Annotated in this window: 10 protein-coding genes and 2 tRNA genes; 4 read left to right on the top strand and 8 right to left on the bottom strand. The window is 59.7% G+C overall.

Annotated elements, in window-relative coordinates; genetic code table 11:
- Positions 1-74: 74 nt before the first annotated feature.
- A complete protein-coding gene (gene rimO, locus SLW75_RS11295; protein WP_065989766.1) occupies positions 75-1,412 on the bottom strand; it encodes a 30S ribosomal protein S12 methylthiotransferase RimO in 1,338 nt (445 codons plus the stop codon).
- A 270-nt stretch (positions 1,413-1,682) separates the two neighbouring features.
- Here rimO and SLW75_RS11300 point away from each other — a divergent pair, with 270 nt between their 5' ends.
- Positions 1,683-3,581, top strand: coding sequence for a potassium transporter Kup (locus SLW75_RS11300; protein ID WP_065989764.1), 1,899 nt, complete (start codon positions 1,683-1,685; stop codon positions 3,579-3,581).
- Positions 3,582-3,790: 209 nt separating this feature from the next.
- Here SLW75_RS11300 and SLW75_RS11305 read toward each other — a convergent pair whose 3' ends face one another.
- From SLW75_RS11305 to SLW75_RS11320, 4 genes are all read right to left on the bottom strand, one after another.
- The gene (locus SLW75_RS11305) at positions 3,791-5,080 is read right to left on the bottom strand and encodes a virulence factor family protein (RefSeq protein ID WP_192132128.1); all 1,290 of its coding nucleotides are present in this window, start codon (positions 5,078-5,080) and stop codon (positions 3,791-3,793) included.
- Positions 5,080-7,722, bottom strand: a complete 2,643-nt coding sequence (gene mprF / locus SLW75_RS11310; RefSeq protein ID WP_410934487.1) for a bifunctional lysylphosphatidylglycerol flippase/synthetase MprF — start codon at positions 7,720-7,722, stop codon at positions 5,080-5,082. The genes SLW75_RS11305 and mprF overlap by 1 nt, the downstream gene beginning before the upstream one ends.
- 329 nt (positions 7,723-8,051) lie before the next feature.
- Positions 8,052-8,128 (bottom strand) — tRNA-Met (locus tag SLW75_RS11315).
- 267 nt (positions 8,129-8,395) lie between these two features.
- A tRNA-Met gene (locus SLW75_RS11320) sits at positions 8,396-8,472 on the bottom strand.
- A 237-nt stretch (positions 8,473-8,709) separates the two neighbouring features.
- Here SLW75_RS11320 and dinB point away from each other — a divergent pair.
- On the top strand, positions 8,710-9,768 hold the full coding sequence (gene dinB / locus SLW75_RS11325) for a DNA polymerase IV (RefSeq protein ID WP_369319703.1): 1,059 nt from the start codon (positions 8,710-8,712) through the stop codon (positions 9,766-9,768).
- A 17-nt stretch (positions 9,769-9,785) separates the two neighbouring features.
- Here dinB and SLW75_RS11330 read toward each other — a convergent pair whose 3' ends face one another.
- From SLW75_RS11330 to SLW75_RS11340, 3 genes are all read right to left on the bottom strand, one after another.
- Positions 9,786-10,742 (bottom strand): hypothetical protein, encoded by a 957-nt coding sequence (locus tag SLW75_RS11330; RefSeq protein ID WP_410927908.1) that lies wholly within the window; start codon positions 10,740-10,742, stop codon positions 9,786-9,788.
- A gap of 83 nt (positions 10,743-10,825) precedes the next feature.
- Positions 10,826-12,541, bottom strand: coding sequence for a proline--tRNA ligase (locus SLW75_RS11335; protein ID WP_065989756.1), 1,716 nt, complete (start codon positions 12,539-12,541; stop codon positions 10,826-10,828).
- Between the two features lie 173 nt (positions 12,542-12,714).
- Positions 12,715-14,037: an OprD family porin gene (locus SLW75_RS11340; protein WP_410934488.1), complete on the bottom strand. Its 1,323-nt coding sequence runs from the start codon at positions 14,035-14,037 to the stop codon at positions 12,715-12,717.
- Positions 14,038-15,018: 981 nt separating this feature from the next.
- Here SLW75_RS11340 and SLW75_RS11345 point away from each other — a divergent pair.
- Positions 15,019-15,444, top strand: coding sequence for an HIT domain-containing protein (locus SLW75_RS11345; protein WP_410934489.1), 426 nt, complete (start codon positions 15,019-15,021; stop codon positions 15,442-15,444).
- 2 nt (positions 15,445-15,446) lie between these two features.
- The gene (locus SLW75_RS11350) at positions 15,447-15,653 is read left to right on the top strand and encodes a SlyX family protein (RefSeq protein WP_065989748.1); all 207 of its coding nucleotides are present in this window, start codon (positions 15,447-15,449) and stop codon (positions 15,651-15,653) included.
- Positions 15,654-15,686: the final 33 nt, after the last annotated feature.

The raw sequence follows: 15,686 nt of genomic DNA on the forward strand, positions 1-15,686 counted from the left end.
AGAAAAAACAAACCCCGCCGTTTTACGGGCAGGGCTGTTGGAGGCGAAGCGGCGTGCGAGCCGGGGATTGAGCGTTAGATCGGCTCAGCCCACAAATCGTACTCATCGGCATCCACGACGCGGCACATGACCTTGTCGCCCGGCTTGAAGTCACGGTCGCTTTCGACAAACACATTGCCGTCGATTTCCGGCGCGTCGAAGAACGAACGACCGACGAAACCCTGTTCATCCACTTCGTCGATCAGCACTTCGATTTCCTTGCCGATTTTCATCTGCAGGCGCGCGGCGCTGATGGCTTGCTGGTGCGCCATGAAGCGGTCCCAGCGATCCTGCTTGATGTCGTCCGGCACGATCGGCGCATCCAGCAGATTCGCCGGTGCACCCTCGACAGGGGAGTACTGGAAGCAACCGACGCGGTCGAGCTGGGCTTCAGTCAGCCAGTCCAGCAGGTACTGGAAGTCTTCTTCGGTTTCGCCCGGGAAGCCGACGATGAAGGTCGAACGGATGATCAGGTCCGGGCACTGCTCGCGCCAGTTCTTGATGCGCGCCAGGGTCTTGTCTTCGAAGGCCGGGCGTTTCATCAGCTTGAGGATCTTCGGGCTGGCGTGCTGGAACGGGATGTCCAGGTACGGCAGGATCTTGCCCGCCGCCATCAACGGAATGATCTCGTCGACGTGCGGGTACGGGTAAACGTAGTGCAGGCGCACCCACACACCCAGCGAACTCAGCGCCTGGCACAGCTCGGTCATGCGCGTGCGCACCGGCTGGCCGTTCCAGAAACCGGTGCGGTATTTGATGTCGACGCCGTAGGCGCTGGTGTCCTGGGAGATCACCAGCAGCTCTTTCACGCCGGCTTTGACCAGCCGCTGGGCTTCGTCGAGCACGTCGCCAATCGGGCGGCTGACCAGCTTCCCGCGCATGGACGGGATGATGCAGAAACTGCAGCTGTGGTTGCAGCCTTCGGATATCTTCAGGTACGCGTAATGTCGCGGGGTCAGCTTGACCCCTTGCGGCGGTACCAGATCGATCAGCGGGTTGTGATCGAGCTTTGGCGGCGCGGCGTCATGGACGGCATTGACCACTTGCTCATACTGCTGCGGACCGGTCACGGCCAGTACGCTCGGGTGCACGTTGCGGATGACGCTTTCGTCGACGCCCATGCAGCCGGTGACGATCACTTTGCCGTTCTCGGCCAGCGCTTCGCCGATGGTCTCGAGGGATTCGGCCTTGGCGCTGTCGATGAAACCGCAGGTGTTGACCACGACCACGTCAGCGTCCTGGTAGGTCGGAACGACCTGATAGCCTTCCATGCGCAGCTGAGTCAGGATGCGCTCGGAATCGACCAGGGCCTTCGGGCAACCGAGGCTGACAAAGCCGACCTTCGGGGCGGCGGACGTGGTGACGGTGGACATTGACTAACCTCGGCGTAGGATGCCCGGCGAATAGCCGAAGCATTGACTGGGCGCTTGGGGCGCCTCTGATCAAAAAGTGCGCAATTCTAGCGGCGCGTCGAACGATTGACCAGTGTTATACAGAGAATTACGACGAGTGCTGCGCTATGCTTCGCGGCGTTACGCCCGGCGGCCCAAGTGGGCCGGGCGCATCGGAATTTACCGGTGCGGCGCAGGTCAATCCGACAACGCCGGATCGCGGTGATCGAGTCATGGTTTCAGGAGTGGTAAATGGGTCACGCAACGAGTCAGGCAGGGGTCGGGCATTCTTCGGCAAAACCGCTGAGTCTGCTGGTGGGCGCGGTGGGTGTAGCCTATGGCGACATCGGTACCAGCCCGCTGTACACCATTAAAGAAGTGTTCGTCGGCGGCTACGGCGTGCAAGCCGGTCACGACGCCGTACTGGGCATTCTGTCGCTGATCTTCTGGTCACTGATCTGGGTGGTCTCCTTCAAATACATGGCCTTGGTGCTGCGTGCCGACAATGACGGCGAAGGCGGCATCATGGCGCTCACGGCGCTGGCGCGAAGGGCTTCAGCCAAATACCCGAAGCTGCAGGCGAGCATGATCGTCTTTGGCCTGTTCGGCGCAGCGCTGTTTTACGGCGACAGCATGATCACCCCGGCGATCTCCGTGTTGTCGGCGGTCGAGGGCATGGAGCTGGCATTTGACGGGCTTGAGCACTGGGTGGTGCCCATTTCTCTGGTTGTGCTGGTGGCGCTGTTTCTGATTCAGCGTCACGGCACCGCGCGGATCGGCGTGATGTTTGGCCCGATCATGGTGCTGTGGTTCGTGACCCTCGGCGTGCTCGGTGTCCACGGCATCCTCCAGCAGCCGGAAGTGCTGCACGCGGTCAATCCGGTGTGGGCGGTTCGCTTCTTTATCGATCATCCCGGCATTGGCGTATCGGTCCTGGGCGCCGTAGTACTCGCACTGACCGGCGCCGAGGCGCTGTACGCGGACATGGGCCACTTCGGTCGCAAGCCGATCTCGCGCGCGTGGTTCGCGCTGGTATTGCCGGCGCTGGTGCTGAACTACTTCGGTCAGGGCGCCCTGGTGATCCAGGACCCGGAAGCGGTGCGCAACCCGTTCTACCTCCTGGCGCCGAGTTGGGCGCTGTTGCCGTTGATCGCGCTGTCGACCCTGGCGACCATTATTGCTTCGCAGGCGGTGATCTCCGGGGCGTTCTCGATGACGCTGCAGGCGATTCAGCTCGGCTATATCCCGCGCATGTACATCCAGCACACCTCAAGCGACGCCCAAGGGCAGATCTACATCGGCGCGGTGAACTGGGCGCTGATGGTTGGGGTAATCCTGCTGGTGCTGGGCTTTGAGTCTTCCGGCGCGCTGGCCTCGGCCTACGGCGTGGCGGTGACCGGCACGATGCTCTGCACGACGATTCTGGTGGCGGCGGTCATGCTGCTGGCCTGGAAGTGGCCACCGCTGATCGCGGTGCCGATTTTGGCCGGATGCCTGTTCGTGGACGGCATGTTCTTCGCGGCGAACGTGCCAAAAGTCCTGCAGGGCGGGGCGTTCCCGTTCCTGGCGGGCATTGCGCTGTTCATCCTGATGACCACCTGGAAGCGCGGCAAGCAGCTGCTGGTGGACCGCATCGACGAAGGGGGTCTGCCGCTGCCGATCTTCATCAGCAGTATTCGCGTGCAGCCGCCCCATCGCGTTCAGGGTACGGCAGTGTTTCTGACGGCGCGTGCGGACGCCGTGCCCCATGCGCTGTTGCATAATTTGCTGCACAACCAGGTGCTGCATGAACAAGTTGTATTGCTGACCGTTGTGTACGAAGACGCCCCGCGCGTGCCGGCAGCGCAACGCTTCGAGGTCGAGGCGTTTGGCGAGGGCTTCTATCGCGTGATTCTGCACTTCGGCTTCATCGACGAGCCGGACGTACCGGCAGCGCTGAGCTTGTGTCACCTGAAGGAGCTCGACTTCAGCCCTATGCGCACGACCTACTTCCTCAGTCGCGAAACCGTGGTCTCGTCGAAACTGGAGGGCATGGCCCGCTGGCGCGAGGGTCTGTTCGCGTTCATGCTGAAGAACGCCAACGGCAATCTGAGGTTCTTCAAGCTGCCATTTAACCGGGTGATCGAACTGGGTACGCAGGTGGAGATGTAATCAGCTCCGTTTCGGTGCGATGGGGTTTAACCGGGAATGTGTCGGGTGTCACGACGCGAGATTGATGGCGTACATACAGGCCTCTGCCCGGCTGACGTCGATCCCCCGGGGATGAAACGTATCCCAGATGCTAACCGGCTTGAGCAGACCCCGAAAACAAAAAAATCCCCGCACTCGCAAGAGCGCGGGGATTTTTTATGGGTGCTGGATTACTCGGCGGCGGGCTCTTTGCCCTTCCACTTGTCGATCACCGCACTCAAGCGCTTGGCCAGGGCAGGGTAGTCTTCGTCAAAGTGATGGCCACCGGGCAGCTGCATCTTCTCGCCGGGCGCAGTGGCTTCGGTGCAGCCGCTTTCGTCCTTCTCTTCGATGCCGTAGACGCACAACACCTTGTCGCCGGGCAGCTTGGCCATTTCAGGCCCTGTCGCGGCTTCTTTACCGGCAGCGCCCAACCACCCTTCAACAGCGATCTCGAAGCTGCCGGTGCGGGCGAAGGCGAGCAGGATGATCCCGTCGACCCGCGCCTTGTCTTCTTCCGGCAAGCGGTTGTAGATCGCGGGCAGCACATCGGCGCCGAAGGAGTAGCCGGCAAGGACGAAGTGCTTGGCACCCCATTTCTGCCGGTAGTGGGCCATCAGCTCGCTGAGATCAGCGGCGGTCTGTTCAGGCGATTTGTGCTCCCAGTAATAACGCAGCGTGTCGATGCCGACGACCGGGTAGCCGCCCATTTTCGCCATGTCGCCTGCCACGTCCTTGTCCAGGTCGCGCCAGCCGCCGTCGCCGGACAGAAACAGCGTCACCGTGTCGGAGGGCTGTGAAGACGGCACCTCAACCACAGGAATGTTCAGGCCGCCGTTGTCATCACCACCAATCAGGCGACGGCGCACTTCGTTGTTCAGCACCTGCGGGTATTTGATGTCGTAATCGCTGATGCTGGTTTCGGTGTTGGGTGCGTCACGGACCAGCGTGGCGCTTTCGTCGTCAGGCCCATCGTTCCAGGCGACCGTCCACTTGCCGTGGGCGGCGGCTTTCGGCACAGGATCGGTGCAGCCCGGCTGATCGCGCACGAAGCCGACCGAGATGGCCCGGGCGTTGTCGTTGTTCTGACCGGCCAGCCAGCGCCAGGCCACCGAGGCACCAGGCCCGACACCGGCGACCAGATCAGGGGCACCGTCGAGCTTCTGCAGCGCAGCATTGAAGGTCTTGGCCTGAAGCTGACAGTCATCCTTCGGCAGTGTCACTTGGATCACACGAGCGGAAGCGTCGTAGCTCAGGGCGAGCAGTTGCTTCTCGGTCAGTGATTCTTCGGCGGTGACGGCCAGGGCGACTTGGGTTTTCACCTTGGTCGAGGGCACCACACGGATCAGCGCAGAGCCGTCGTCCAGGGTGATGTGTTCAAGGGTCGGTTGCGCGGCGGGGCGGTTCCACAGCCAGAAACCCAATGCCACCACCAGAATTACCAGGGCTGCGAGCAAAAAGCGCCAGTAGCGTTGAATCATCAGCGTTTCACCAATCCAGTCAGGCCGCCCGCGATCAGGGCGGCGGTATCTGCCAGTGCCACCAGCGGATCAAGTCCTGCGGGCACGGCCATATAACGAGGTTCCCAGTCAGGCTGGAATTTGTCTTTGAAACGGCGCAGCCCCTGGAAGTTGTAGAGCTGTTCGCCACGGCTGAACACCATCGAACCCAGACGCTGGGTCAGAGGTGCGCCACGCCGCGGTTGCAGCCCGGACAACGGCACCATGCCGAGGCTGAAGCGGGCGTAACCTTCTTTTTTGTAATGCAAGATCAGCCCGACCATCATGAATTCCATGGTCAGCTTTGGCGCTTCCGGGTGCGAGCGCATCAGGTCCAGGCTCGCCAGATCATTGCGCGAGGTCTCCAGCAGATTGGAGAACGCGACCGGCTTGCCCTGGAAATGGACGATGGCGATACGGAAATGCTTGAGGTACTCCAGGCTGAAGCGGCCCAGCGAGAAGCCTTTCTCGCGCACGTTCTTGCCCATTAGCCACGCATCGGAAATCACTTTGAGCTCATCCATGGGCGCTTGACCCACTTCATAGATTTCCAGCGACAGACCGTCGCGCCCACCCCGGTTCCAGGTGTAGCGCAGGTCCTTCATTTCCTTGCCCTTGGCTTCGATATCGAACTTGTGCAGATCCACCCGGGCTTCTTCGCCCAGCTTGATCGCAGTCAGGCCGATGTCCATGTAGAACGGCAGGTTCTCGGCGCGCACCTGATAGAACACAGGGCGGGCATGGTGAACGTCGCACAGATCGCGGAACTGCCAGATCAGCTCGGCCCGTTGCTGGGTCGGGCCAATCGGGTCGTACAACGCAACCAGGCTGCGGCCACGATGGGCGTACATCAGAAAGGCGTTGCCGTCCGGGTGCATCAACACCGCTTTGTCGCCGGTGAGGACCAGACCACCATCGGGCTGGCTGGACGCTTTGATGATCTCTGCCGCTTTGGCCAGTTGGGCCTCGTCAGGCAGGTTGATCACAGGGCGAGCGGTGCGCAGCAACCAGGTCAGCGAGACGATCAACAGCAACACCGCGCTGCCCAGTGCCGAACGCAGCCCGCGAGGGGCGTCGGCGTCCAGGGTGAATTGCCACCACAACTGATGGCTGTAGGGCACGTCCTGGTAGGCGAACAGCAGCAACCAGACCGAAGCGCCCAGCACGCAAACACTGGCGACCAGATACAGCGGCGAAAACGGCAGCTCCAGCAAACGACTCGGGCGGTAGAACGAGCGCCGGAAGATCGCCAACAGGCACGCGGTCAGGAGCAGCAGGCTCGCTTCTTCCCAGTCGAAGCCCTTGAGGATAGACAGGATGGAGCCCACAAACAGCAGAATCGTGGTCAGCATCCATGCCGCGGAGAGGCGACGACGCAGGCCCTGGGCAAGCAGCAGGCAGAGCACGCCAATCAGGCTGGCGCCGAAGTGAGAAGCGTCGATCAGTCGATGGGGAATGAGGAACCCGAGACTCTCCAGACGGGTATCAATCTCGGGCGTGGAGCCGGAAAACAGCAGTACCACGCCGGAGAGGAACACCAGCAACGCCAGAATCGGGGCGCCAAGGCCTGATGCAACACGCATGGCCTGTTGCGCGAAAAGCAGTCGCTTGGCCTCACTGTAGAGCAGCACCAGACACGCGATCAGCAGTGGCATCACCACGTAAATCAGGCGGTACAGCAGCAGCGCGGCAGCCAACGGTGCAGCGCCCAGTTCGTCGGCAAATGCGGCGAGCAGAATGGCTTCAAAGACGCCGACTCCACCGGGCACGTGGCTGAGAACACCGGCGGCCAAGGCCAGCAGGTAAACCAGCAGGAAAGCGCCGAAGGGTGGGGCGGAGGGCAGCAACAGATAAAGGACGGCCGCAGCGGCTGCAACGTCCAGCGCGGTGATCACCAGCTGCATCAGCGTCAGGCGCACGCCAGGCAAACGCAGCGTTCGGCGGCCGGCGCGCACCAGCAAGTTATGCGGGATCGTCTGTTCCGGCAGACGTCGGCGATAAATGGCATAACCCAGGATTGCGCTGGTGGCCAACACCGCCACCGCCACGGTGGCCAGCACCGGCACCGATACATGCAGCGCCAGCGAAGCGGCGGGCAGGTCGCTCAAGGTCGCCAGGGCAGCCAGCGGGGGAAGTGCGCAACCCAGTGACAGGCTGGCGAATAGGGTCATGTGGGCAACTTCGCCCGCACCCACTCCCAGTCGCGAATAAAGCCGGTAACGAACCGAGCCGCCGGACAACATTGACAGGCCTACGGCGTTGCCGATGGCGAACGCACAAAACCCGCCCATGATCAGCGACTTCGGTGGCAGATCGACATTGGCGTAGCGACTCGCGGACCACTCGTAGCCCAGCAGAATCACAAAGCCGATCGCCGTCGCCAGCACCGCGCCCGCCAGAGAAGGCAGCGGCACGCTGAGCAGCGAATCCTGCAGGGCGTAGATGTCCAGCTCGGTCAGCATGTGCCGGCAGGCGATCAGGGCGACGGCGAACAAAAGGATGGTGACGCCCAACCCGATGGGTTGACGGTACTTGCTCACCAGTTCGCGTGGGCGCAATCGTTTCGGGGGAGCCGGAGGATGCTCCGTCACTGCTTCATTTGTGTCGGACGGGTTGGCGCGCATCAATCACTCCTTGGATCGTGCGCGACAGGATGGAGGTATACAGCCAAGTTACCAATCCCTACGCAAAAAATAATTCAGGATGTTAGCGCTTCAACGTCTAACGGGCGAATACCACGGGTACGTATCAGTGACCGTTCAGTCTAGGTTCAGTCGCTGGCCAGCGTATCGGCAGGGGCGATTAAAACTATTGCCCCGGCAACATACAGTAACAAGACCTCTCGGATGAACGCACCCCGGTAATGGGATGTGACAAGGATTCCGACCCGCTGTTCGTGAGCTTTCAGCGAGGCAAAAAAAAGGCCACTCTTTCGAGTAGCCTTTTTAGATGTTGGTTGCGGGAGCCGGATTTGAACCGACGACCTTCGGGTTATGAGCCCGACGAGCTACCAGACTGCTCCATCCCGCGTCTGTGTGGCGGCATTCTACAGTCGAACGACAAAGTGTCAACCTTTAATGCCAAGGATCGACAAAATAACCGTATCGGGAGCGTTGGGTCGCCTAAGTGGCGGTTGGACAAGGCTTTTATCGAAATCCGCGCCGAAGGGCAGGTCGCCGTCATCCATGGACCCGGTTTAATTCATATTAAGAGGTGAGGGGGGTAACGATGGGGGCGGGCTTGCTCAAACAGCGGCCACAAAAAAGGCCACTCTTTCGAGTAGCCTTTTTTGATGTTTGGTTGCGGGAGCCGGATTTGAACCGACGACCTTCGGGTTATGAGCCCGACGAGCTACCAGACTGCTCCATCCCGCGTCTGTGTGGCGGCATTCTACAGAGGATCGCCGGGGTGTCAAGCAATCGGCAGAAAAAAATGCTTTTTCTTCAAGCGGTTAGCGTGGCGGGTGGGACGGATATCGGTGGCGCGCCTCGGTTTAGGGGTATTTTGGCTGGTTGGGTGGCGCGCACATTCCGTAGGGAGCGAGGCTTATTAAGTGTCAGAAAGTCGCGTGAATGAGATACTGCACGACCGTTTTCCTACGACCCCATGTGATGCCGCAGCGCAAAATCATCCATATCGACTGTGATTGCTTCTACGCCGCGATTGAGATGCGCGATGACCCGCGGCTGGCCGGCAAGCCCCTTGCAGTGGGTGGGTCGGCAGAACGGCGGGGTGTGATCGCCACCTGCAACTATGAGGCCCGGGCCTACGGCATTCGCTCCGCGATGTCATCCCGTCATGCGCTGACACTGTGCCCGGACCTCACCATCGTCAAACCGAGGATGGACGCCTATAAAGAAGCATCGAAAGAGATCCAGACGATCTTCCGCGACTACACCGACCTGATCGAGCCGCTGTCGCTGGATGAGGCTTATCTGGATGTCACGGAATGCGAGCACTTTGCGGGCAGCGCGACGCGCATCGCCCAGGACATTCGGCGGCGGGTCTCCAATCAGCTGCACATCACGGTTTCCGCCGGCGTTGCCCCGAACAAGTTTCTGGCCAAGATCGCCAGCGACTGGAAAAAGCCCAACGGGCTGTTCGTGATCACGCCTGATCAGATTGAAGACTTCGTCGCCCAGTTGCCAGTGTCCAAATTGCACGGTGTCGGCAAAGTCACCGCCGACAAGCTTGGCCGCCTCGGCATCATCACCTGCACCGATCTACGCGGCTGGAGCAAGTTGTCGCTGGTGCGGGAATTCGGCTCGTTCGGCGAGCGGCTGTGGAATCTGGCCCATGGTGTGGATGAGCGTCCCGTGCAGAACGACAATCGGCGGCAGTCGGTCAGCGTCGAAAACACCTACGACACCGATCTGCCGGACCTCGCCAGTTGTTTGCTGATGCTGCCGGCGTTGCTGGAAACGTTGAACGACCGCATCGGTCGGATCGACAGCCTCTACCGCCCCGGCAAGCCGTTCGTGAAGGTCAAGTTTCACGACTTCACCCAAACGACGCTGGAACAGGCGGGGGCAGGGCGCGACTTGAACAGTTACGAGCAACTGCTGACCCAGGCGTTCGCACGCGGTGGCAAGCCTGTGCGATTGCTGGGAATCGGCGTGCGTCTGCATGACCTTCGGGCTGCCCATGAACAGCTGGAGTTGTTCAGCTGAGGCTGGTCCAGGCCAGACTATTCGCTGCCCGGCGGCACTGCGACCAGTCGACCGGCGTCTTTTGCCAGTGACCGAAGGAATTCGTGCTGCAGCTGCGGATCGTTGCGGGTCAGCTCGATCAATGACTGTTCCAGCTCACTGGCTTCTTCTTCCAGGCCCAGCTCGGACAGACGCTTGACGCGATGCACCCACTGGCTGACTTCGTCGTCTTCCAGATCGTCGTAAATCAGGTCGTGGGCTTCAATCAGCTTGCCGCGCAGTGATTTGCTCAACGGCAGCGTGGCAGTTGCCTGGACGTTGCTCTGGTCATCCTGAACCTTGATGTTCAACTGGGTGACATAACTCAGGTTCTGCTCGGCGAACGGGCTGTCCAGCAGATTCACCCGCAGCACGCCGTTACGGTCCGTATTCAGCTCGTGGGCCTCTTTGCCCGCAGTGACTTCAACCGGCGCTTCACTCCACGGCAGGCTCGAATGCTCGACGCGATGATCGCGCTGCACCTCGTCGATACCGGCCAGGTTCTGTTGAGCGCGTCCATGGGAGGGCGCATTCATGAACGGGTTGACGCCCGCGACCCCGTAAGTGAGCCAGTCCTTGGTGACACTGTCCGGCAGGCTGCCGAACGTCAGCACGTTGACCACGTTGGCGCCGACGCCCGCGACGATGGCCACGGCGCCCAAGGGGATTTCATAGACTTCCCGCCAAGGCTGATACGGCGTGTACCGGTCGTAGTGGCGGGTGACTTCGAATTCAGTGATGTCGAAGGTTTTCAGCTCGTGGATGCGTATCCGGCGCTGGGGCAATTCCAGCGTCTTGGGCTCGCCAAGGTCGACCTGAAAACTGTGGTCGAGCAATTTGCGCTCGACACGTTCTTCATGCTCGCTGCGCTGGGACAGATGATTGGCACAGCCGCCGAGAACCAGGCTGGTGCACAACACAGTGCCCGCGAGACGTGAGGTATTTCGCTTGAACATGAGATCTCTAGGTGCAGGTAAGGCGCATCGCAGAGGCGTGGCGGATGAAAGCGCGCCTGCACAATCGCAGGCGCGCCATCCGGTCAGCGCTTGATCCGGTCCTTGATGAAAGACAACACATCGGCAACAGGCAGGGCCTGCGCTTCGGCTTCGATGCGGCTCTTGTATTCGAGGTTGCCCTCGGCAAGGCCACGGTCACTGACCACGATGCGATGCGGAATGCCGATCAGTTCCATGTCGGCGAACTTGATCCCAGGGCTGGTCTTCTTGTCGCGATCGTCCAGCAGCACTTCGAAGCCCGCCGCCGTCAGTTCGGCGTACAGCTTGTCGGTTGCCTCTTTGACTGCATCGGTTTCGTAGCGCAGCGGCACGAGGGCGATCTGGAAAGGCGCGAGCGCGTCGCTCCAGATGATGCCGTTTGCGTCGTTGTTCTGCTCGATCGCAGCCGCCACAACGCGGGACACACCAATACCGTAGCAACCCATGGTCAGGGTGACCGGCTTGCCGTTCTCGCCCAGCACCTGGCACTTCATCGCGTCGCTGTACTGGGTGCCCAGCTGGAAGATGTGCCCGACTTCGATGCCGCGCTTGATGATCACATTGCCCTGACCGTCAGGGCTTGGGTCGCCCGCGACGACGTTACGCAGGTCAGCCACGGCCGGAACCGGCAGGTCCCGTTCCCAGTTGACGCCGAAGTAGTGCTTGTCATCGATGTTCGCGCCAATGCCGAAGTCGCTCATCAGTTCCACCGAGCGGTCGATGATGCACGGCAGCGGCAGATTCAGTGGGCCGAGGGAGCCCGCGCCGGCGCCGATGGCGTCACGCAGTTCGGCTTCGGAGGCCATGACCAGCGGGCTGGCGACTTGCTCCAGATTGGACGCCTTGATTTCGTTGAGCTCGTGATCGCCACGGATGATCAGCGCAATCAGCTTGCCTTCTTCGGCAGCATGCACAACAAGGGTCTTGACCGTCTTTTCGATCGGCAGATTGAACTGCTCGACCAGGGCCGCGATGGTCTTGGCGTCGGGGGTGTCGACAAGGCGCAGTTCTTCGGTCGGGGCAGGGCGGCTGGCCTCGCGCGGAATGGCTTCGGCTTTTTCGATGTTGGCGGCGTAGTCGGAGGTGTCGCTGAATACGATGTCGTCTTCGCCGGACTCCGCCAGTACGTGGAACTCATGGGAGCCCGCACCACCAATGGAGCCGTTGTCAGCCACCACAGGGCGGAAGTTCAGGCCCAGGCGGGTAAACACGTTGCAGTACGCCTGATGCATACGGTCGTAGGTTTCCTGAAGGGAATCCTGGGTCGCATGGAAGGAATAGGCGTCCTTCATGATGAATTCGCGGCCGCGCATCAAACCGAAGCGCGGGCGGATTTCGTCACGGAATTTGGTCTGGATCTGGTACATGTTAATCGGCAGCTGTTTATAGCTGTTGAGCTCGTTGCGGGCCAGATCGGTGATGACTTCTTCGTGGGTCGGGCCCGCGCAGAATTCGCGATCATGACGGTCTTTCAGGCGCAACAGCTCAGGGCCGTACTGTTCCCAGCGGCCCGATTCCTGCCAAAGCTCTGCCGGTTGAATGCCCGGCATCAATACTTCCAGCGCGCCCGCTGCGTTCATTTCTTCACGAACCACCGCTTCGACCTTGCGCAATACCCGCAGGCCCATGGGGAGCCAGGTGTAGAGACCGGAGGCAAGTTTGCGAATCATGCCGGCACGAAGCATCAGCTGATGGCTGATCACGACCGCATCGGATGGCGTTTCTTTCTGTGTGGCGAGCAAATATTGACTGGTACGCATGGTCGGCCGTTGTCGGTTGCGGTGACTGGGAAATGACCCGGCATTGTACGGTGGTGGTATCGCTGAGTACAGGCCGGGCGGGCGCCACAAGGGGAGGGATTGTCAACCGTGCGCCCATGAAAAAGCCCGGCGCGAAGGCCGGGCTTTTCGATAACGAGTGTCAGACAGTGCGATTACAGGACCGAAATCGGGTAGTCGACGATCAGACGGAACTCGTTGATATCGCCTTCGCCCTGGTCAGTGTTGGCACGGTGAAATGCTTGACGGATGCGGAACGACAGGTCTTTGGCTGGGCCGGTCTGAACAACGTACTTGGCCTCAACGTTGGTCTCGTGGTGTTTGCCATCCTCACCGTACAGACTGGTGTAGGTGCTGTTCGACGGAGTGTGAGTCCCGTCGATGTCAGTACCGGTCACGTAGCGAGCCATGAAGCTCAAGCCTGGAACACCGTAAGTGGCCATGTTCAGGTCGTAGCGGGCTTGCCAGGATTTTTCACCCGGGCCGTTGAAGTCGGAGTATTGAATCGAGTTCGCCAGGAAGATCGAGTCGCCACCGCGGTTGTTGTCGCCAATACCGATGTAGTCGAACGGTGTATCACCGTTAACTTTCTGGAATGCCAGGGTCAGGGTATGAGCGGCCAGGAACGAGTAGGCTGCAGACAGGGAGAAAGTGTTGTTGCTGATGTCGCCTGCTTTCTTGCTGCCGGTGTCCTGGGTGTTGTAGTAGTTGAAGTCGAACGCCAGCGCCTGGTCGTCGGTCAACGGCAGTGCGTAGTTCACGTTGCCGTAGGACTGGTTCCACACGTCTTCCAGTTTGTTGTAGTAGAAACCAACGCCCAGGTTGTCAGTGATCGAGTACTTGCCCCCGCCATAAGTAGCGGACTTGGAGGTCACGCCAGCGTAGGTGGCCCAGATATCGCCGTTGTGGGTCATATCGTCCTGGCTGGTGCCCGAAGTGAAGCGACCGGCTTCTACGTCAAGACCTTTGATCTCGCTGCTCTGCAAGGTCACGCCAGTTGCTGTTTGCGGCAGCAGGCGGGAGCCGCCGACTGCGAAGACCGGGTTCTGCGGCTGCATGTCGCCGATCTTCAGTTCGGTCTTGGAGACGCGGAATTTAACAGCGCCACCGGCCTTGCCGAAGCTGTCTTCGTTTCGGCCCTGGCTGTCGGTGACCAGGTTGCCTGAACCAGAGTATTTGTCGGAGCCATCGAGCTTGAAGCCGGCGTAACCGAATGCGTCAATACCAACACCGATCATGCCTTGGGTGTAACCGGAGCTGTAGTTCGCCCAGAAACCTTGGGTCCAGTCTTTGTCGTCTACGGCGCCATCTTTTTTGTCGCGGTTGAAGTAGTAGTTACGAGCTTTGAGTTCCAGCGTGCTCCCCTCTACAAAACCAGTTGCTTCGGACTGATCGCTTACGAATGCCGCAGCCGATGCCAATTGGGTGCTGGCTGCAGTAACTGCCAGTGCGATTGCGCTCCACTTCATCACTCTCATCGTGACTTTGCTCCTTTGGTTTTTAAGAAGAGTACTGCCGTCCACCTGTTTTTTTATCTGGCCGGCTTCTTTCTTTTTGGTGTCGGCGAAATCTACAACACGCTGACATTATTGGCGATAGTGACAAACCTATCCTTTCAGTTTCTTTACGGCCTTGTCGCCGCCAGCTTTGTCCATGTCGCTACTGAACAGCTCCTGTTTATTAAACCGTGCGCTACCGGGTCACTGTGGACGCTGAATTCATTCATCACTCATCGAATCCAGCCGCTTCAGCTACCTTGTCAAACGACGCTGAGTCCTTTCGGGTCCGGCCTGTCTTTCGACGCGCTCGTCTTCAAGCTTGTGTGTGACAAAGCAACAACCGTGCACAAAATTTCGACGAACATGAAAAATTTGTCGAAAGCGGTGAGGAAACATTCGATGTTGCCCTTAACCCACTGAATTAAAACGATAAAAATATTTTAGATAGCCTGCTTTGTAACATCAGTTGCCTTGAGGATAACGCGGGCAAATGTCACTGGCGTTACCTGTTACCCCTCCGAAGTGGGTAAATCGCGGATAGCTGTCACATATTCGCGCCTCATCTGAGTCTTTTTGGTGCGTCGTCCGGCGAAGTTGCCTGCGTTTGGTTCTCTCGGATCGGAGTCGGCCTGGTATCTGGCGTTATGCAGCTAGGGTCAGCGTTTAAAATTGAACGTGAGGCCCGAGTTCAAAGGGTTTTCCCGAAATCCGGTGCTTGATTTGCAGCAACACATTCGCGCCTTGATCTGCTTCATGAGCGTGCGCTGCGGTTTTTTATGCGCGCTTCTGGTGCGAGGCTGGCGCGTACTGCTCGCCGATCAACACCAAATCCGCAAAATGCCTTGAACTGCACTGCCAGATGAATCACGCGGAATTCACGAGTATCCTTCCGTCTCCCACGACCTCCATCGGGCCGGTGACTTGGCTCGATAAATCTAATCGGCGATCAGGAGTATCAACGTGTTTGTTCTGGATCCGCGCTTGCTGCAAGACACACTGCCGATTGGCGATTTCCCGCTGTGCACGCTGCTGCTGTCCAATGATTCCAATTACCCATGGTTCATCCTGGTGCCAAAGCGTCCGGACATCAGTGAAGTGTTTCAGCTTTCAGAGACGGAGCAGGCCCAGTTGTGGAGGGAAACCACCTACCTCTCGGCCGTACTTGATCGTACTTACAAGGCCGACAAAATGAACGTTGCAGCCTTGGGAAATGTGGTCAATCAGCTGCATATGCACGTCATCGTTCGCCGGGTCGGCGACGCGGCCTGGCCTGCGCCGGTGTGGGGCAAGCACCCCGCCAAGCCTTACTCGGCGGAGGAGGTGGCCCGGATTACCACGCTACTGAAGTCGGAATTGACCGAAGCATTCACCTTTAAGGAGGACTGACCATGGAGCTCGAATCTCGGGTCATGGAGCTGGAAAGTCGACTGGCTTTTCAGGACGATACGATTCAGGCCCTCAACGACGTATTGGTTGCCCAGCAGCGCAGCCTTGATCGTCTGGAATTACAGATCGCCGCCCTGATCAAGCGTCAGGAGGAAATGGGCGGGCAGGGCGACGGCTTTGCTGAAGACTCGCGTCCCCCTCACTATTAAGGGAAAGGGCGCTAAGGGCAGGAATTTCAGCCA

The sequence above is a fragment of the Pseudomonas sp. W5-01 genome, assembly GCF_046540435.1.
Lineage (GTDB): Bacteria > Pseudomonadota > Gammaproteobacteria > Pseudomonadales > Pseudomonadaceae > Aquipseudomonas > Aquipseudomonas graminis_B.